Origin of the sequence: Streptomyces sp. NPDC093984 (assembly GCF_044764595.1) — a bacterium.
GTDB classification, from domain to species: Bacteria; Actinomycetota; Actinomycetes; order Streptomycetales; family Streptomycetaceae; genus Streptomyces; species Streptomyces cynarae.
The window spans coordinates 517,289-534,970 of the sequence record NZ_JBIWIM010000004.1; the positions used below are offsets into that span (position 1 = coordinate 517,289).

At 68.8% G+C, this 17,682-nt stretch carries 15 protein-coding genes and 1 tRNA gene; 7 read left to right on the forward strand and 9 right to left on the reverse strand.

Annotation, left to right across the window (positions count from 1 at the left end; all coding sequences use genetic code 11):
• Window positions 1-305 precede the first annotated feature (305 nt).
• Window positions 306-740 (forward strand): hypothetical protein, encoded by a 435-nt coding sequence (locus ACIRC0_RS18350; protein WP_403617177.1) that lies wholly within the window; start codon window positions 306-308, stop codon window positions 738-740.
• A 20-nt stretch (window positions 741-760) separates the two neighbouring features.
• On the opposite strand, the gene ACIRC0_RS18355 is transcribed toward ACIRC0_RS18350, so the two are convergent.
• From ACIRC0_RS18355 to dnaA, 9 genes are all read right to left on the reverse strand, one after another.
• A tRNA-Ile gene (locus ACIRC0_RS18355) sits at window positions 761-837 on the reverse strand.
• Window positions 838-960: 123 nt separating this feature from the next.
• Entirely contained in the window at window positions 961-1,665 is a 705-nt protein-coding gene (locus ACIRC0_RS18360; protein WP_403617178.1) for a DUF3566 domain-containing protein, read from the reverse strand.
• An 18-nt stretch (window positions 1,666-1,683) separates the two neighbouring features.
• Window positions 1,684-4,278: a DNA gyrase subunit A gene (gene gyrA / locus ACIRC0_RS18365; RefSeq protein WP_403617179.1), complete on the reverse strand. Its 2,595-nt coding sequence runs from the start codon at window positions 4,276-4,278 to the stop codon at window positions 1,684-1,686.
• Window positions 4,279-4,320: 42 nt separating this feature from the next.
• Window positions 4,321-6,405: a DNA topoisomerase (ATP-hydrolyzing) subunit B gene (gyrB, locus tag ACIRC0_RS18370; protein WP_403617180.1), complete on the reverse strand. Its 2,085-nt coding sequence runs from the start codon at window positions 6,403-6,405 to the stop codon at window positions 4,321-4,323.
• Between the two features lie 363 nt (window positions 6,406-6,768).
• Window positions 6,769-7,302: a DUF721 domain-containing protein gene (locus tag ACIRC0_RS18375; protein ID WP_403617181.1), complete on the reverse strand. Its 534-nt coding sequence runs from the start codon at window positions 7,300-7,302 to the stop codon at window positions 6,769-6,771.
• A complete protein-coding gene (recF, locus tag ACIRC0_RS18380; protein ID WP_403617182.1) occupies window positions 7,299-8,420 on the reverse strand; it encodes a DNA replication/repair protein RecF in 1,122 nt (373 codons plus the stop codon). Before recF ends, ACIRC0_RS18375 begins: the two co-directional genes overlap by 4 nt.
• Window positions 8,421-8,473: 53 nt before the next feature.
• A complete protein-coding gene (gene gnd / locus ACIRC0_RS18385; RefSeq protein ID WP_403617183.1) occupies window positions 8,474-9,349 on the reverse strand; it encodes a phosphogluconate dehydrogenase (NAD(+)-dependent, decarboxylating) in 876 nt (291 codons plus the stop codon).
• A gap of 172 nt (window positions 9,350-9,521) precedes the next feature.
• Window positions 9,522-10,652 (reverse strand): DNA polymerase III subunit beta, encoded by a 1,131-nt coding sequence (dnaN, locus tag ACIRC0_RS18390; protein WP_403617184.1) that lies wholly within the window; start codon window positions 10,650-10,652, stop codon window positions 9,522-9,524.
• 923 nt (window positions 10,653-11,575) lie between these two features.
• Entirely contained in the window at window positions 11,576-13,543 is a 1,968-nt protein-coding gene (gene dnaA, locus ACIRC0_RS18395) for a chromosomal replication initiator protein DnaA (RefSeq protein ID WP_403617185.1), read from the reverse strand.
• A 425-nt stretch (window positions 13,544-13,968) separates the two neighbouring features.
• On the opposite strand from dnaA, the gene rpmH reads away from it, so the two are divergent.
• The 6 genes from rpmH (at window position 13,969) to rsmG (ending at window position 17,508) form a co-directional block, all read left to right on the forward strand.
• Complete coding sequence (gene rpmH, locus ACIRC0_RS18400) at window positions 13,969-14,106, forward strand: 50S ribosomal protein L34 (protein WP_003956500.1); 138 nt, start codon at window positions 13,969-13,971, stop codon at window positions 14,104-14,106.
• 18 nt (window positions 14,107-14,124) lie between these two features.
• The gene (gene rnpA, locus ACIRC0_RS18405) at window positions 14,125-14,499 is read left to right on the forward strand and encodes a ribonuclease P protein component (RefSeq protein WP_200421635.1); all 375 of its coding nucleotides are present in this window, start codon (window positions 14,125-14,127) and stop codon (window positions 14,497-14,499) included.
• Window positions 14,496-14,849 (forward strand): membrane protein insertion efficiency factor YidD, encoded by a 354-nt coding sequence (gene yidD / locus ACIRC0_RS18410; RefSeq protein ID WP_103837294.1) that lies wholly within the window; start codon window positions 14,496-14,498, stop codon window positions 14,847-14,849. Before rnpA ends, yidD begins: the two co-directional genes overlap by 4 nt.
• 3 nt (window positions 14,850-14,852) lie before the next feature.
• Entirely contained in the window at window positions 14,853-16,145 is a 1,293-nt protein-coding gene (yidC, locus tag ACIRC0_RS18415) for a membrane protein insertase YidC (protein WP_403617186.1), read from the forward strand.
• 15 nt (window positions 16,146-16,160) lie between these two features.
• Complete coding sequence (locus ACIRC0_RS18420) at window positions 16,161-16,673, forward strand: R3H domain-containing nucleic acid-binding protein (RefSeq protein ID WP_366025284.1); 513 nt, start codon at window positions 16,161-16,163, stop codon at window positions 16,671-16,673.
• 118 nt (window positions 16,674-16,791) lie between these two features.
• Entirely contained in the window at window positions 16,792-17,508 is a 717-nt protein-coding gene (rsmG, locus tag ACIRC0_RS18425) for a 16S rRNA (guanine(527)-N(7))-methyltransferase RsmG (RefSeq protein WP_403617187.1), read from the forward strand.
• Window positions 17,509-17,682: the final 174 nt, after the last annotated feature.

Sequence of the window (17,682 nt, forward strand, 5' to 3'; positions counted from 1 at the left end):
GATCACAACGCCGGGCCGCCGTCGCGCAGTCGCCCCCCGCCGCGCAAGTGACCTTGTTACCCTTGGCCATAGCCCGATCGCCGGTGCATCCCCCGTCGCCGGCGGTCGGGCCTTTCCATGCCCTGACGCCGCCGTCGGCCCGAGGCGATCAGCGATCCCGGCCGCGGCAGCGCCGTCCGCGGCGGCACCTCCCCCTGTCACTCCTCTGCCCCGTCGGGGGCGACGGGGAGCAGCCGTGCGCCGAAGCTGGACCCGATACAGGACCGGCGTGTACGCGCTGCCCGAGCAGGGAGAAGGCACCTCGGATGTCACACCGCACCGCGCCGGTGCCGGGATCCGCCTGGGTGGCCAGGTGGGTGGGAGCTCTGCTGTCCCTCGCCGTGGCCGCCATCCATGTCGTGGACCAAGGCGGCATCACGGTGACGAGGGACCCCTATTACCTCGGCGTCGCATACCACGTCCTCGAGATCGCGGCCGTGGTCGCCGCCGCGCTGCTCCTGGTCGGCTTCGTCCGGCCGGGATGGCTGCTGGCAGCCGGTGTCGCCGTCGGCCCCCTCCTGGGCTACATCCTCTCCAGGGGCCCGGGACTGCCCGACTACGGCGACGACATCGGTAACTGGACCGAACCGCTCGGGCTGCTCAGCCTGGCCGTCGAGGGAGCCCTGCTCCTGCTGTCGGTACCGCTCATCGCCCGAAGCCTGCGCCCCAGATCGCCGACACCAGAAGACCCCCGGCCCTAGTGGACCGGGGGTCTTTTCGCTGGTGGGGCTAACAGGATTTGAACCTGTGGCCTCATCCTTATCAGGGATGCGCTCTAACCAACTGAGCTATAGCCCCGCCGCGCTCTGCGGTGTGTCTCCCGCGCGCTGACCCCTGAAGATTAGCGCACCAGGTGGGAAGTCCCAAAATCGATAGCCGGCGGGTGGGCTCCCGGGCCCCGCGAGAGCGCGAGGGCGGTGTCTACTCGTCCTCCGCCAGCGTCAGTTCGATGCCGCCCACGAAACCGGCCGACAGGTTGTAGATGAAGGCGCCGAGCGTCGCGAGGGCCGTCGCCAGGACGACGTCGATGACCGCGATGATCGTGGTGAACATCAGGACGTGCGGCAGGGACAGGAACGATTGCAGGTCGAAGCCGTTCGACTCGTTCGAGCCGGTGGCCTCCGAGATCGTGCCGCCGACCGTGGAGAAGACGCCCATCGCGTCCATGACCATCCACAGCACCGCGGAGGCCACGATCGTGCAGATGCCGAGCGCGATGGAGAGCAGGAAGCTGACCTTCATCACCGACCAGGGGTCGGCCTTGGCCACGCGCAGGCGTGCCTTGCGGGTGCGGGGCACCGTGCCCGCCCCGGTGCGGGGGCGGCGTACGGCACCGGCCGGGGCCTGCGGCGGGTAGGCCTGCGGCGGGTGGTAGGGGCCCGCGGGCTGCTGCTGCCGGCGCTCTCCGGGCAGCGGGGACGCGGTCGGCTGCGCGGCGCCGGCGCCCGTGGCGGCCGGCGAGCCGGAGCCGGGCTTCTGCTGCGGGTCGGGCGAGGGCGAGTCAGTCGCGGGCGGCTTGATCGCCTTCAGATTCGTCGTGTGCGGATCTGTCGCTTCCGCGGCGGAGCCACGGCCGCCGCCGTCCGTGTCCATACCGGTCGATCCGGCGCCCGTGGCTCCGCTCACGCTGACTCACTCCTCGTGCTACTCGGCCGAGGGCGCCTCACCCTCGTCCGTGCCGGTGGTCGCGGCACCTTCCGCGGTCTCGTCCACGGCCACGTCGCCGTCGACTTCCTCCGCCTCGCGTCCCGCCTCGGCGTTACGTGCGATACCGACCACGGCATCGCGCTTGCCCAGGTTGATCAGTTGGACGCCCATGGTGTCACGGCCCGTCTCCCTGATCTCATTGACCCGCGTACGGATCACACCGCCGGACAGTGTGATGGCGAGGATCTCGTCGGTCTCCTCGACCACCAGCGCGCCGACGAGCGAGCCGCGGTCCTCCACGATCTTGGCGGCCTTGATGCCGAGGCCGCCGCGGCCCTGGACGCGGTACTCGTCGACGGCGGTGCGCTTCGCGTACCCACCGTCGGTGGCAGTGAACACGAACGTACCGGGTCGAACAACATTCATCGAGAGCAGTTCGTCGCCCTCACGGAAACTCATGCCCTTGACACCCGAGGTGGCGCGGCCCATCGGGCGCAGGGACTCGTCGGTCGCCGTGAACCGGATCGACTGTGCCTTCTTGCTGATCAGAAGCAGATCATCGTCGGGCGAGACCAGTTCGGCCCCGATCAGTTCGTCATCGGAACCGTCCACCGTCTCACGGAGGTTGATCGCGATGACACCGCCGGAGCGGGGCGAATCGTAATCCTTCAGAGGCGTCTTCTTGACCAGGCCGCCCTTGGTGGCGAGCACCAGGTAGGGAGCGGCCTCGTAGTCGCGGATCGCGAGGATCTCGGCGATCGCCTCGTCCGGCTGGAAGGCCAGCAGGTTCGCCACGTGCTGGCCGCGCGCGTCCCGGCCGGCGTCGGGCAGCTCGTAGGCCTTGGCGCGGTAGACGCGGCCCTTGTTGGTGAAGAACAGCAGCCAGTGGTGCGTGGTCGACACGAAGAAGTGGTCGACGATGTCGTCTTCCTTGAGCTTCGCGCCGCGCACGCCCTTGCCGCCGCGCTTCTGGGCGCGGTAGTCGTCGGTCTTGGTGCGCTTGATGTAGCCGCCGCGGGTGACCGTGACGACGATGTCCTCCTCGGCGATCAGGTCCTCGATGGACATGTCGCCCTCGTACGGGATCAGCTTGGTCTGCCGGTCGTCGCCGTACTTCTCGACGATCGCGGCCAGTTCCTCGCTGACGATCCCGCGCTGGCGGACCGGGGAGGCGAGGATCTCGTTGTACTCGTTGATCTTCGCCTGGAGTTCGTCGTGCTCCTGGACGATCTTCTGGCGCTCCAGGGCGGCCAGACGCCGCAGCTGCATCTCGAGGATGGCGTTGGCCTGGATCTCGTCGATCTCCAGCAGGCCCATCAGGCCGGTGCGCGCGATCTCGACGGTCTGGCTGGCCCGGATCAGGGCGATGACCTCGTCGATGGCGTCCAGGGCCTTCAGCAGGCCGCGCAGGATGTGCGCCCGCTCCTCGGCCTTGCGCAGCCGGAAGCGCGTACGGCGGACGACGACCTCGATCTGGTGCGTCACCCAGTGGCGGATGAACGCGTCCAGGGACAGGGTGCGCGGCACGCCGTCGACGAGCGCCAGCATGTTGGCGCCGAAGTTCGTCTGCAGGTCGGTGTGCTTGTAGAGGTTGTTCAGGACGACCTTGGCGACCGCGTCGCGCTTCAGCACGATGACCAGGCGCTGGCCGGTACGTGACGACGTCTCGTCGCGGACGTCCGCGATGCCGCCGATCTTGCCGTCCTTCACCAGGTCGGCGATCTTCTGCGCGAGGTTGTCCGGGTTGACCTGGTAGGGCAGCTCGGTGACCACCAGGCACTGGCGGTTCTGGATCTCCTCGACCTCGACGACCGCGCGCATGGTGATCGAGCCGCGGCCGGTGCGGTAGGCCTCCTCGATGCCCTTGCGGCCCACGACGAGCGCGCCGGTCGGGAAGTCGGGGCCCTTGATGCGCTCCATGAGCGCGTCCAGCAGCTCCTCGTGGGAGGCCTCGGGGTTCTCCAGGTACCACTGGGCGCCGGCCGCGACCTCGCGCAGGTTGTGCGGCGGGATGTTGGTCGCCATGCCGACCGCGATACCGGCCGATCCGTTGATCAGCAGGTTCGGGAAGCGGGACGGGAGGACCGTCGGCTCCTGGGAGCGGCCGTCGTAGTTGTCCGTGAAGTCGACGGTCTCCTCGTCGATGTCACGGACCATCTCCATGGACAGCGGCGCCATCTTGCACTCGGTGTAGCGCATCGCCGCCGCCGGGTCGTTGCCCGGGGAGCCGAAGTTGCCGTTGGAGTCCACCAGCGGCATCCGCATCGACCACGGCTGCGCCAGGCGGACCAGCGCGTCGTAGATCGAGGAGTCGCCGTGCGGGTGGTAGTTGCCCATGACGTCGCCGACGACGCGGGCGCACTTGTAGAAACCGCGCTCGGGCCGGTAGCCGCCGTCGTACATCGCGTACAGCACGCGGCGGTGCACGGGCTTGAGACCGTCGCGTACGTCCGGCAGCGCGCGCGAGACGATGACGGACATCGCGTAGTCGAGGTACGAGCGCTGCATCTCCGTCTCGAGCCCGACGGGCTCGACTCGCAGGCCGCTCTCGCCGCCCTCTTCAGGCGTCACAGGCATGTTCTCGTCGGTCATTGCTGGTGAGGATCCTTCCTGGTGCGGTCAGCTGAGACCGACTCAGATGTCGAGGAAGCGGACGTCCTTGGCGTTGCGCTGGATGAACGCGCGCCGCGCCTCGACGTCCTCGCCCATCAGGACCGAGAACAGGTCGTCGGCCTGGGCGGCGTCGTCGAGGGTGACCTGGCCGAGGACGCGGTGCTCCTGGTCCATGGTCGTGATGCGCAGTTCCTCGGCGTTCATCTCGCCGAGGCCCTTGAAGCGCTGGATCGAGTCCTCACGGACACGCTTGCCGCGCTGCCGGCCCATCTCGATCAGCGCGTCGCGCTCGCGGTCCGAGTACGCGTACTCGATGTCGTCCCGGCCCCACTTGATCTTGTACAGCGGAGGACGGGAGAGGTACACGTGTCCGGCCTCGACCAGCGGCCGCATGAAGCGGAACAGGAAGGTCAGCAGGAGGGTGCTGATGTGCTGGCCGTCCACGTCGGCGTCGGCCATCAGGATGATCTTGTGATAGCGGAGCTTCTCGATGTCGAAGTCCTCGTGCACACCCGTCCCGAAGGCGGAGATCAGCGCCTGGATCTCCTGGTTCTGCAGGATCTTGTCGATCCTGGCCTTCTCGACGTTCAGGATCTTGCCGCGGATCGGGAGGATCGCCTGGTACTGCGGGTTCCGGCCGGACTTGGCCGAGCCGCCGGCGGAGTCACCCTCGACGATGAAGATCTCGCACTTGGCCGGGTCGTTGGACTGGCAGTCGGCGAGCTTGCCCGGCAGGGACGCGCTCTCCAGGAGGCCCTTGCGGCGGGTGAGGTCGCGGGCCTTGCGGGCCGCCACGCGCGCGGTGGCCGCCTGGATGCCCTTGCGGATGATGTCCGCGGCCTCGACCGGGTTGCGGTCCAGCCAGTCGTTGAGGTGCTCGTAGACCGCCTTCTGGACGAAGGTCTTCGCCTCCGTGTTGCCCAGCTTGGTCTTGGTCTGACCCTCGAACTGAGGCTCGCTCAGCTTGACCGAGATGATCGCCGTCAGACCCTCGCGGATGTCGTCGCCCGTGAGGTTGTCGTCCTTCTCGCGCAGCAGCCTCTTGTCGCGCGCGTACTTGTTGATCAGCGAGGTCAGCGCGGCGCGGAAGCCCTCTTCGTGCGTACCGCCCTCGTGGGTGTGGATGATGTTGGCGAAGGAGTACACGCCCTCGCTGTAACCGCTGTTCCACTGCATCGCGACCTCGAGGGACAGGCTCTTGTCCTTGTCCTCGGCCTCGAGATCGATCACGGAGGGGTGCACCACGTCTCCCTTGCGGGAGTTGAGGTACTTCACGAAGTCGACGATGCCGCCCTCGTAGTGGTACGTGACGGTCTTGACCTCGTCCTTCTCGTCGGCACCCGCCTCGTCCGCCCCGGAGGTGGCCTTCGCCGACTCGCGCTCGTCGGTGAGCCTGATCGTCAGGCCCTTGTTGAGGAACGCCATCTCCTGGAAGCGCCGCGAGAGCGTCTCGAAGGAGTACTCGGTGGTCTCGAAGATGTCCGGGTCCGCCCAGAAGGTGACCGAGGTCCCGGTCTCGTCGGTCGCCTCGTGCTGGGCGAGCGGGGCCGTCGGGACGCCCATCTTGTAGTCCTGCGTCCAGCGGTGGCCGTCGGTCTTGACCTCGACGGAGACCTTGCTCGACAGGGCGTTCACGACGGAGACGCCGACGCCGTGCAGACCGCCGGAGACCGCGTAGCCGCCGCCGCCGAACTTGCCGCCCGCGTGCAGCACGGTCAGCACGACCTCGACGGCCGGCTTCCCTTCGGAGGGGACGATGCCCACCGGGATGCCACGGCCGTTGTCGACGACGCGCACGCCGCCGTCGGCCAGGATCGTCACGTCGATCGTGTCCGCGTAACCGGCCAGCGCCTCGTCGACCGAGTTGTCGACGACCTCGTACACGAGGTGGTGCAGCCCTCGCTCACCGGTCGAACCGATGTACATGCCGGGTCGCTTGCGGACCGCGTCCAGACCCTCGAGGACGGTGATGGCGCTGGCGTCGTACGACGCGGTGACCTCGCCGTTGGAGGCGGCCTCCGCGCCGTTCAGGCCGGCGTCGGTGGACAGGATGTTCTCGTTGGGGTTGCCGGAATCGGCCACGAAGCGCCCTTTCTGGCACAGCACGAGCCGGGCTCGTCGGCGGGTTGCCGGAGCGGCTGCGGCATGTTGCGTTGGTAAGCCTTGATCAGCGTTGCTCAGCTTTTCCCGGACGGTCCCCACGGTCGGGGCGGGATTGTCGTCCAGTCTACCGGTAGCGCCGACAGTGATGGGGGTTTGCCGGTACCTGAGTCCGCATGTGCCGCCCTCAACCGGTCTCGCCCGACTCCCCATATGCGGAGCGGGGCTCCAAGAGGCTCTGAGCGGCACTCAGCGCTTCCGGCTGTCAACCCTTGGCTACGTGGGAGTAAGACCGGTCTTCGCGACCGCGCGCGGGCACGGCGAAAGAGCCGTCGCCTCCCTGTCGCCGACGGATTTATGTGATGTCTGTCACCCGTAGGTGTCCCCGGGCCCTGAGCTCCCCGGGGCGCGCAGCGGGCCGAAGCGGGGGGCGGGACCGCCGGGGCCCTGGACCTTGATCAACCGGACCGTGCCGTGCCCCAGGTCCTCGTTGAGCCGCGCCACCAGCTGCGGCGCCAGCAGCCGCAGCTGCGTCGCCCACGCCGTGGAGTCGCACCGCACGACCAGGACCCGCTCGTCCTCGTCGTACGTCTGCGGAACGCAGTGCCGGGCGAGGTCCTCGCCGACGATCTGCGGCCAGCGGCCCATCACACCGCCCACCGCGGCCGGGGTCTCCCAGCCGCGATCGGCGATCAGCCGGTTGATCGCCGCACCGAGCGGCATGGGGTCGCGCCGGTCGCCGCGCGCGCCGGAGCGCAGACCGCCGCTGCGCGCCTGCCTCTTCTGCTGCGCCGCCTCCCCCCGCGCGCGTGCCTGCTCCTTGGCGGCGCGCAGCGCCACGCGCGCGAGGTCCACGCCGGACAGCTCAGGCGTCTTCTTCGGTGTGGGCTCGTCGGTGCTCATGCGCGCTCCACGGTGCCGTCGGACACGGAGTACCGCGTCCCCGTCAGTACGTCGGGTACGTCGTCGTCGACCGCTGCGGTCACCAGGACCTGCTCACCGGGCGCCACCAGCTCCGCCAGCCGCTCGCGCCGGCGGCTGTCCAGCTCGGCGAAGACGTCGTCGAGGACGAGCACCGGCTCGTTGCCCTCGGCGCGCAGCAGGTCGTACGACGCCAGGCGCAGCGCCAGCGCGTACGACCAGGACTCGCCGTGGGACGCGTACCCCTTCGCGGGCAGCTGACCGAGCTTGAGCAGCAGGTCGTCCCGGTGCGGTCCGACCAGGGTGACGCCGCGTTCGATCTCCTGTTTGCGTGCGTCGGCGAGCGCCGCCGTCAGCTGCTCGTACAGGGCCTCACGCGTGTGGGCCTCGCCGGGCGCGGACGGCTTGTACGCCAGGGCGACCGGGCCGCCGCCGGGCGCCAGTTGTTCGTACGCCTTGTCGGCGAGCGGCTGGATCGCCGCGATCAGATCGAGGCGCTGGGCGAGCAGTTCGGCGCCCACGCGCGCGAGGTGCTGGTCCCAGACGTCGAGGGTGGACAGGTCCATGGAGCGACCGCCGTGACGGCGGGCCAGCGCGGCCGACTTCAGCAGGGTGTTGCGCTGCTTGAGGACCCGGTCGTAGTCGGAGCGGACGCCGGCCATGCGCGGGGAGCGCGCGGTGATCAGCTCGTCCAGGAAACGGCGCCGCTCGCCCGGGTCGCCCTTGACCAGCGCGAGGTCCTCGGGCGCGAACAGCACCGTCCGTACGATGCCGAGCACATCCCGGGGCCTGACCTGCGAGGACCGGTTGATGCGGGCGCGGTTGGCCTTGCCGGGGTTCAGTTCCAGCTCGATCAGCTGCTGTCTCTCGCCCTGGCGCACCGCGGCCCGGATGATCGCGCGCTCGGCGCCCACGCGGACGAGGGGGGCGTCGGAGGAGACACGGTGGCTGCCGAGGGTGGCGAGATAGCCGACCGCCTCCACGAGGTTCGTCTTGCCCTGGCCGTTCGGGCCGACGAAGGCGGTGACGCCCGGGTCGAGCGGGACTTCGACCCGGGCGTACGAACGGAAGTCGGCCAGCGACAGATGCGTGACGTGCATGGTCGTTCGCCGACCTCCCCCAGGGTTGTGGACCGCCGTGCGGCCCTTAAGGATTACTTCTTCTCTACGGCGTGGCCGCCGAACTGGTTGCGCAGTGCCGCGATCATCTTCATCTGCGGCGAGTCCTCCTGCCGCGAGCTGAAGCGGGCGAACAGGGACGCCGTGATCGCCGGGAGCGGGACGGCGTTGTCGATGGCGGCCTCGACCGTCCAGCGGCCCTCGCCGGAGTCCTCGGCGTAGCCGCGCAGCTTGTCCAGGTGCTCGTCGTCGTCCAGGGCGTTGACCGCGAGGTCGAGCAGCCAGGAGCGGATGACGGTGCCCTCCTGCCAGGAGCGGAAGACCTCGCGGACGTTGTCCACGGACTTGACCTTCTCCAGCAGCTCCCAGCCCTCGGCGTAGGCCTGCATCATCGCGTACTCGATGCCGTTGTGGACCATCTTCGAGAAGTGGCCGGCGCCGACCTTGCCCGCGTGGACCGAGCCGTACGGCCCCTCCGGCTTGAGCGCGTCGAAGATCGGCTGCACCTTGGCGATGTTCTCGGGGTCGCCGCCGTACATCAGCGCATAGCCGTTCTGCAGGCCCCACACGCCGCCGGAGACGCCGCAGTCGACGAAGCCGATGCCCTTGATGCCGAGTTCGGCGGCGTGCTTCTCGTCGTCCGTCCAGCGGGAGTTGCCGCCGTCCACGACCACGTCACCGGGCTCGAGCAGCTCGGCCAGTTCGTCGATCGTCGACTGGGTCGCGGCACCGGCCGGGACCATCACCCAGACCACACGCGGGCCCTTCAGCTTGCCCACAAGCTCTTCCAGGCTGTGGACATCGGCGAGGTCCGGGTTGCGGTCGTATCCGATGACGGTGTGGCCTGCGCGGCGTATCCGCTCGCGCATGTTGCCGCCCATCTTGCCGAGGCCGACGAGACCGAGCTCCATCAGTTGTTCCTTAGGTCGCTGTGTGGCGTGTGGGGCACGTCCGTACCCGTGTCCGAGCCTAAACCCGGACGGTCACGCACAGCTGTGGGCATACGCGCTCATACGTAGTCCCACCTGCGGCTTCCCCCTGGGACCCGTCATCCACCGGACCCCAGAGGACTGTGGACGACCGTCAGCCGCTGAGGCGCACCGGCATGATCAGGTACTTGTACGCCTCGTCCGCCTCGGCGTCCACGGCCGGCTTGCCACCCAGCAGCGCGGGCTTGGTGGACGTCGTGAAGGACAGCTGGGCCACCGGGGAGTCGATCGCGCTCAGGCCGTCCAGCAGGAAGGTCGGGTTGAAGGCGATCGAGATGTCGTCGCCCTCCAGATGGGCGTCGACCCTTTCCACAGCCTGTGCGTCGTCGCTGGAACCGGCCTCCAGGATCAGCACGCCCTGCTCGAAGCTCAGCCGCACCGGGGTGTTGCGCTCGGCGACCAGCGCCACGCGCTTGACGGCCTCCACGAAGGGCGCGGTCTCCAGGGTGGCGACCGAGTTGAACTCCGTCGGGAACAGCGTGCGGTACTTCGGCAGGTCGCCCTCCAGGAGGCGGGTCGTCGTCCGCCGCCCGGCGCCCTCGAAACCGATCAGGCCCTCGCCCGCGCCCGAGCCGGACAGCGCCAGGGTCACGCTGTCGCCGCTGGTCAGCGCCTTGGCGGTGTCCAGGAGCGTCTTGGCGGGCACCAGGGCCACCGCGGACGCCTCCGGGTTCTCCGGCTTCCACAGGAACTCGCGGACCGCGAAGCGGTAGCGGTCGGTGGAGGCCAGCGTGACCGTGTCGCCCTCGATCTCGATGCGCACACCGGTCAGCACGGGCAGCGTGTCGTCACGGCCGGCGGCGATCGCGACCTGCTGCACGGCGGAGGCGAAGACCTCGCCGGGCACCGTGCCCGTCGCGTTCGGCATCTGCGGCAGCGCCGGGTACTCCTCCACAGGCAGTGTGTGCAGGGTGAACCGGGACGAGCCGCAGACCACCGTCGCCCGTACACCGTCTGTGGAAATCTCCACCGGGCGGTTGGGGAGGGCGCGGGAGATGTCGGCGAGGAGGCGGCCGGAGACGAGGACCGTGCCCTCCTCCTCGACCTCCGCCTCCACGGACACACGCGCGGAGACCTCGTAGTCGAAGCTGGACAGGCTCAGCTGGCCGTCCTCGGCCCTCAGCAGCAGGCCGGCGAGGACAGGCGCCGGCGGACGGGCCGGGAGGCTGCGCGCCGCCCAGGCCACTGCCTCCGCGAGTACGTCGCGTTCCACCCGGATCTTCACCGTAAGCCGCCTCCTGCTGTTGCCGGCGCTCTCGCCCTGCCTGGCCTTCGTCGTCTGACTCGGTGTCGTGGGTCCCGGTGAGGGGAAGGACACCGGGGACCAGTCTGACGCACCCCACTGACAGTAGGTGCCTCTCGGGGTCAAGTCGTGACGAGGGGCAGTCGGGAGCCGGAGGGCGAGTTGTGCACAGACCCCGCTTCCAAGCTAATTCCCCGGTCTCTCTAGTCGGGAGTAGTAGTAGGGCCTGTGGAAACCGTGGATAACCGCGTTGTCCCAGGTCGGAGGCGGAATTTTGTCCACGGGGCCTGTGGGCGCAGCCCGTGGACAACCAGGGGTCTCTGTGGAGAACGGAAAGTTCTGCACACCCCGTGCACAGCCTCGGGGCACTTCTCCCCAGTGCCGTCCCCAGCTTTACCCGTCTTTCCCACAGGGCAACCCAGCACCTTGGTGTGACGCCTTTCACTCCGGTCGGTGAGGAGGCGCGCCGCGTTGCCGAACAGTGGACAGGACTGTGGAGAAGCTGGGGATCACTGGGGACAACCCGCCTCGGCCTGTGGGTTGCCGGTGGACAACTCCGTGCGCAGCCTGTGGATCTTCTCCTCGTCCACAGACTGTGGAGACTGGCCGTCCACGAATCCACAAGCCGATGAGCTGGCGTGATGGTCTTTCCCCCGCACCCCCTGTGGATGCGATCTGGACAACTTGGCGGTCCCCAGGATGTGGACGGAAGAAAGTCACCGGATCTGTGGAGAGTGGCCGTAACCCGGCAGTTAATCGAACAGCGGGTGTCGTAGGGCGTCCGTGGACCGGGGGCGCGGGCAAGCCGCCCTGGGCACGACGGGAACGCAAAAGGCGCCCCGGGGCCTTGCCCCAGGGCACCTGCGAAGGCGTAGGACCGTCCGTGCCGGCCCGTGCCGACCGCGTCAGCCGTTCTTGATGCGGTTCGTCAGTTCCGTCACCTGGTTGTAGATGGAGCGCCGCTCGGCCATCAGAGCGCGGATCTTGCGGTCGGCGTGCATGACCGTCGTGTGGTCGCGGCCCCCGAACTGCGCGCCGATCTTCGGCAGCGACAGATCGGTCAGCTCACGGCACAGGTACATCGCGATCTGCCGTGCGGTCACCAGCGCTCGGCCGCGCGAGGTGCCGCACAGGTCCTCCACCGTCAGACCGAAGTAGTCGGCGGTGGCCGCCATGATCGCCGTCGCGGTGATCTCGGGGGCCGTGTCCTCGCCGCCCGGGATCAGGTCCTTGAGCACGATCTCCGTCAGGCCCAGGTCCACGGGCTGCCGGTTGAGCGACGCGAACGCCGTCACCCGGATCAGCGCGCCCTCCAGCTCGCGGATGTTGCGCGAGATCCGGGAGGCGATGAACTCCAGCACCTCCGGCGGCGCGTTCAGCTGCTCCTGTACCGCCTTCTTGCGCAGGATCGCGATGCGCGTCTCCAGCTCCGGCGGCTGGACGTCGGTGATCAGTCCCCACTCGAAGCGGTTGCGCAGCCGGTCCTCCAGGGTGACCAGCTGCTTGGGCGGCCGGTCCGAGGACAGCACGATCTGCTTGTTGGCGTTGTGGAGGGTGTTGAAGGTGTGGAAGAACTCCTCCTGCGTCGACTCCTTCTGCGCCAGGAACTGGATGTCGTCGACGAGCAGGATGTCCATGTCGCGGTAGCGCTTGCGGAAGGCATCCGCCTTGCCGTCGCGAATGGAGTTGATGAACTCGTTGGTGAACTCCTCGGAGCTCACGTACCGCACGCGCGTGCCGGGGTACAGGCTGCGCGCGTAGTGCCCGATCGCGTGCAGCAGGTGGGTCTTGCCGAGCCCCGACTCCCCATAGATGAACAGGGGGTTGTAGGCCTTGGCCGGTGCCTCGGCGACGGCGACGGCGGCGGCGTGCGCGAAGCGGTTCGAGGCACCGATCACGAACGTGTCGAAGAGGTACTTGGGGTTCAGGCGCGCGGTGGGCTCGCCCGGCCCGGTCGCCGGCGCGGGCTGCGCGGCCAGCGGACCGGGTGCGCCGGTCGTGGGCAGGTTCGGGCCGACCGGGCCCCCTCTGTGCACATGGCCGTTGCCTGAGGGCGGCTCCGGGAGCTCACGGCGGTCGGGCCGCTGCTTGTCGTAGTCGGGGCGACCGCTGTCGTACTCCGGGCGCCCACTTTCGTAATCCGGGCGTCCGCCGTCGTAATCCGGGCGTCCGCCGTCGTAATCCGGGCGTCCGCCGTCGTAGTCCGAGCGCTGCTGCTCGTACGGCGACCGGTCCAGCGACTGCGCGCGGTAGTCCGGTGTCGCGTACGGGTCGCGCTCGGAAAAGCCGAGCCGCTGCTGCTGCCAGCCGTAGTCGTCCTGGGCGGGGCGCGGCCAGGCGCCGGGCTCGGGGCGCTGGTACTCGCCCGGGTACGCAGGCCGGGCGGCAGGGAGCTGGTCGGCGCGGGCGGGCGGGAGCTGGTCGCCGGGACGCTGGTCGGGGCGGCCTGCGCGGTGATCGCGGTGGTCGCGGTGGTCGTCGGCGCGGTGACGACCGTACCCCTCGTAGCCGCCGCCGTCATATCCGTCGCGGCCCTGCGGAGAGGGCAGCTCGGGCTCCTCGTAGCGCGACTGGGCGGGCGGGGCGGGCGGCTCGCCCGCGGAGTCGTCGACGGTGATCGCGATACGGATCGGACGGCCGCACTCACGGCTCAGCGTCTCGCTGACGATCGGCGCCAGCCGGCCCTCGAGGACACCCTTCGCGAACTCGTTCGGAACGGCGAGCAGGGCGGTGTCGGCCACCAGCGCCAGCGGCTGGCAGCGCCTGATCCAGTGCTCGTCCTTCGCCTCGACGCCCGGCCCGTGGCCCTCACCGAGGAGCTGCTCGAGTACTCGCGGCCACACTGCGGCAAGATCGGCGGGTACGTCAGCCACAGGGCACGCTCTCTCACAGGTCCCACGAACGTGTGGTTGCGGGACGGGTCGGGATGTGAATCGGTTCGGTCAGGTCGGGAGCAAAACTGCTCGGGCAGGGATAAGGGAACGAATCGGAGTCCAGTCACGGTAGTCAGGGCGGCCCGTGCGGTTCAAGTTGTTGTCCCCAGCCTGTGGACAAGTGTCCCCGACCGACCATCGGTTTGACCGGATGGCGCAGCCCCGCGTACCGTAACCAGGTCGAGTTGTCGATGGCTGCTGCCGCCTGCCTCCGATGGGCACAGATCACGTACCAGTGTGCCGACCAGGGCACATTTCGGTGATCGGGAAGCGGTGCACTCGGGCGTAATGCGAGCTACTCGTGGGCGCACGGTGACAGCCAGGCGACACCCCGCCACCCACCGAATCATTACTGGAGCCCCCGAGTGAGCAAGCGCACCTTCCAGCCGAACAACCGTCGTCGCGCGAAGACCCACGGCTTCCGGCTGCGTATGCGCACCCGTGCCGGCCGCGCCATCCTGGCGTCCCGCCGCAGCAAGGGTCGCGCCCGCCTGTCCGCCTGATCGCGTACAGGTCATGACGTGCTGCCTACCGAGCATCGGCTGAGGCGGCGCGAGGACTTCGCGACCGCGGTACGCCGAGGACGCCGGGCCGGACGCCCGCTTCTCGTCGTCCACCTACGTAGCGGTGCCACGGACCCGCACGCGCCTGGGGAGAGCGCTCCCCCGACGCGTGCGGGTTTCGTCGTGAGCAAGGCAGTGGGCGGAGCGGTCGTTCGCAACAAGGTGAAGCGCAGGCTTCGCCATCTGATGCGTGACCGAGTGGCCCTGTTGCCCCCCGGTAGCCTGGTAGTCGTACGAGCGCTGCCCGGTGCGGGTGACGCCGACCATGCACAGCTGGCCCGAGACCTGGATGCCGCTCTCCAGCGGCTGCTGGGAGGAGGGGGCGCGCGATGAAGTACCCGCTGCTGGCTCTGATCAAGCTGTACCAGTGGACGATCAGTCCGCTGCTCGGGCCCGTGTGCAAGTACTACCCGTCGTGTTCCCACTACGGCTACACGGCCATCGACCGGCACGGTGCGATCAAGGGCACGGCGCTGACCGCCTGGCGCATCCTGCGGTGCAATCCGTGGTCGCTCGGCGGTGTGGACCATGTCCCGCCGCGCAAGCGTCCGCGGTGGCACGAAATGCTGCGTGACGCCTGGCGTGCACGTAAGGGCGGGCCCTCCGCCGCCGAACCGGCCACCGAGGGGGATCTCCCTTCGAGCCCGGCCGCAGAGACCTCGTCCCATGCCCAAGGAGCATGATTAGTGGACACGATTGCCAGCCTCTTCAGCTTCATCACCACACCCGTTTCCTGGGTCATCGTCCAGTTCCACAAGGTGTACGGCGCGATCTTCGGCGCCGACACCGGCTGGGCCTGGGGCCTGTCCATCGTGTCCCTGGTGATCCTGATCCGTATCTGCCTGATCCCGCTCTTCGTGAAGCAGATCAAGGCGACCCGGGCCATGCAGACGCTCCAGCCCGAGATGAAGAAGATCCAGGAGCGCTACAAGAACGACAAGCAGCGTCAGTCCGAAGAGATGATGAAGCTGTACAAGGAGTCGGGCACCAACCCGCTCTCCTCGTGCCTTCCCATCCTGGCGCAGTCCCCGTTCTTCTTCGCCCTGTACCACGTGCTCAACGGCATCGCGACGGGCAAGACGATCGGTGTCATCAACGACACGCTGCTTGCCAGCGCCCGTAAGGCGCACATCTTCGGCGCCCCGCTGGCCGCGAAGTTCACGGACGGCTCGGGCAAGGTCGCCCAGCTCGGTGCCTCGCTGACCGACGTCCGGGTCGTCACCGCGGTCATGATCGTCCTGATGTCGGCGTCGCAGTTCTACACGCAGCGCCAGCTGATGACGAAGAACGTCGACACGACGGTGAAGACGCCGTTCATGCAGCAGCAGAAGATGCTGATGTACGTCTTCCCGGTCATGTTCGCCGTCTTCGGCATCAACTTCCCGGTCGGTGTCCTCGTCTACTGGCTGACCACCAACGTGTGGACCATGGGCCAGCAGATGTACGTCATCCACAACAACCCGACCCCGGGTTCCAAGGCGCAGGCGGCCTACCTGGAGCGCCTGAGCAAGCACGTCACGCACCACGGCAAGATCCGTCGCCGCAGCGAGAAGACCATCGTCAAGGCGATCGTCGCCAAGGGCCGGGACCGCAACGAGTTCGAGCGCAAGTTCATCAACGCCCTGAACAAGGCCGGCCTCGCGGCCCAGCCCGACGGCACCGTGGTGAAGAGCGAGGTCACGGCCGTCGCCACCGCCGAGGACGGTACGACGACGGTCACCGGTGCCGCCGCCCCGAAGCGTCAGCAGCCCAAGCGGCAGAGCAAGGCGCAGCGCCAGTCCGGTGGTGCCAAGCCGGCCGGGGGCTCCGAGCCGGAGACCTCCTCGCCGTCGCTGGACAAGGCCGATGAGCCGCAGGACGCCAAGCCGGCCGGTGCTGCCAAGAAGGCGGCGCAGCAGCCCGGCGGTGGCACCCGTAGCCGGGCCCAGTCCGGCCAGCGCAAGGGTCCGCAGCGGCCCAAGTCCCCGTCCAAGAAGTAAGAAGGAGTCCATCCCGTGACGGAAGGCACCACCTCCGCCGCTGCCGAGGGTGCAGACACCCTGACCCGCCTGGAGCAGGAGGGTGAGATCGCGGCGGACTACCTCGAGGGTCTGCTGGACATCGCCGATCTCGACGGCGACATCGACATGGACGTCGAGGGCGACCGCGCGTCCGTCTCGATCATCAGCGACACGGGCAGCCGTGACCTGCTGAAGCTGGTCGGCCGTGACGGTGAGGTGCTGGAGGCGCTCCAGGAGCTCACGCGCCTGGCCGTGCACCGGGAGACCGGCGACCGCAGCCGCCTGATGCTCGACATCGCGGGCTTCCGCGCCAAGAAGCGCGCCGAGCTCTCGGAACTCGGCGCCAAGGCGGCGGCCGAGGTCAAGAGCACCGGGGAGCCCGTGAAGCTCAAGCCGATGACGCCGTTCGAGCGCAAGGTGGTGCACGACGCGGTCAAGTCCGCGGGCCTGCGCAGCGAGTCCGAGGGCGAGGAGCCGCAGCGCTTCGTCGTCGTGCTGCCCGCCTGAATCGGTCCGTACGTCTCTCCGGCCCCGTCTGTAGCGCAGGCGGGGCCGAACTTTGTCAGCCTGGTAGTTCTGGTGATCGGCGCTGGTCGCGCTGATGCGGTACGGAAGGACGGTCCCCGTGACGGAGGCAGCGGAGCTCCCCCCTGCGCCCGAACAGGCACGTGACGTATTCGGTGATCGCTTCGCGGATGCGGTCCGGTACGCCGAGCTGCTGGCAGAGGCGGGCGTGCAACGAGGGCTGATCGGCCCGCGGGAGGTGCCCCGCCTGTGGGAGAGGCACCTGCTGAACTGCGCGGTGCTCTCGGAGGTCGTCCCCGAAGGGGTGACGGTGTGCGACGTCGGCTCGGGTGCCGGCCTGCCCGGTATTCCCCTGGCGCTCGTTCGGGACGACCTGAAGATCACGTTGCTCGAGCCGCTGCTGCGGCGCACCAATTTCCTCACGGAGGTCGTCGAGCTGCTCGGCCTTGATCATGTGACCGTCGTTCGCGGTCGGGCCGAGGAGGTCATGGGCAGGATTCCGCCGGTCCATGTCGTGACCGCCCGGGCGGTGGCGCCGCTGGATCGTCTGGCCACCTGGGGCATTCCGCTGCTGCGTCCCTACGGGGAGATGCTGGCCCTCAAGGGCGACACCGCGGAAGAGGAACTGAAGAGTGCGGCCACCGCTCTGGCCAAGCTCGGTGCGGTCGAGACGTCCATCCTCCATGTAGGGGAGGGCATCGTGGACCCGCCGTCGACCGTCGTGCGGGTCGAGGTCGGGGAGAGCCCCGGTGGGGTACGGTTCGCAGCCAAGCGGGCCAAGGCGGCCCGGACGGGGCGGGCACGCCGACGTCGTTGACCTGGCGGTTGTCTGATCTGGTCTGAGTGTGGGCCGTAGGCCACACAAGCTGCCAAACCTACGCATCTCGGAGTGTCGCGGAAGCTTGACCGCGGCTGCTGTGCATCGTGTTTCACGTGAAACGTCGCTCACTGCTGCACGGCATCATCAGTCGCGGCCGGGCTGCCGAACCCC

Coding starts and splice junctions, on each gene's coding strand:
- gnd (WP_403617183.1), bottom strand. CDS start 9,349: ATGGAGCTCGGTCTCGTCGGCCTCGGCAAGATGGGCGGCAACATGCGC.
- ACIRC0_RS18375 (WP_403617181.1), bottom strand. CDS start 7,302: ATGAGCACCGACGAGCCCACACCGAAGAAGACGCCTGAGCTGTCCGGC.
- ACIRC0_RS18350 (WP_403617177.1), top strand. CDS start 306: ATGTCACACCGCACCGCGCCGGTGCCGGGATCCGCCTGGGTGGCCAGG.
- recF (WP_403617182.1), bottom strand. CDS start 8,420: ATGCACGTCACGCATCTGTCGCTGGCCGACTTCCGTTCGTACGCCCGG.
- gyrA (WP_403617179.1), bottom strand. CDS start 4,278: ATGACCGACGAGAACATGCCTGTGACGCCTGAAGAGGGCGGCGAGAGC.
- yidD (WP_103837294.1), top strand. CDS start 14,496: ATGAAGTACCCGCTGCTGGCTCTGATCAAGCTGTACCAGTGGACGATC.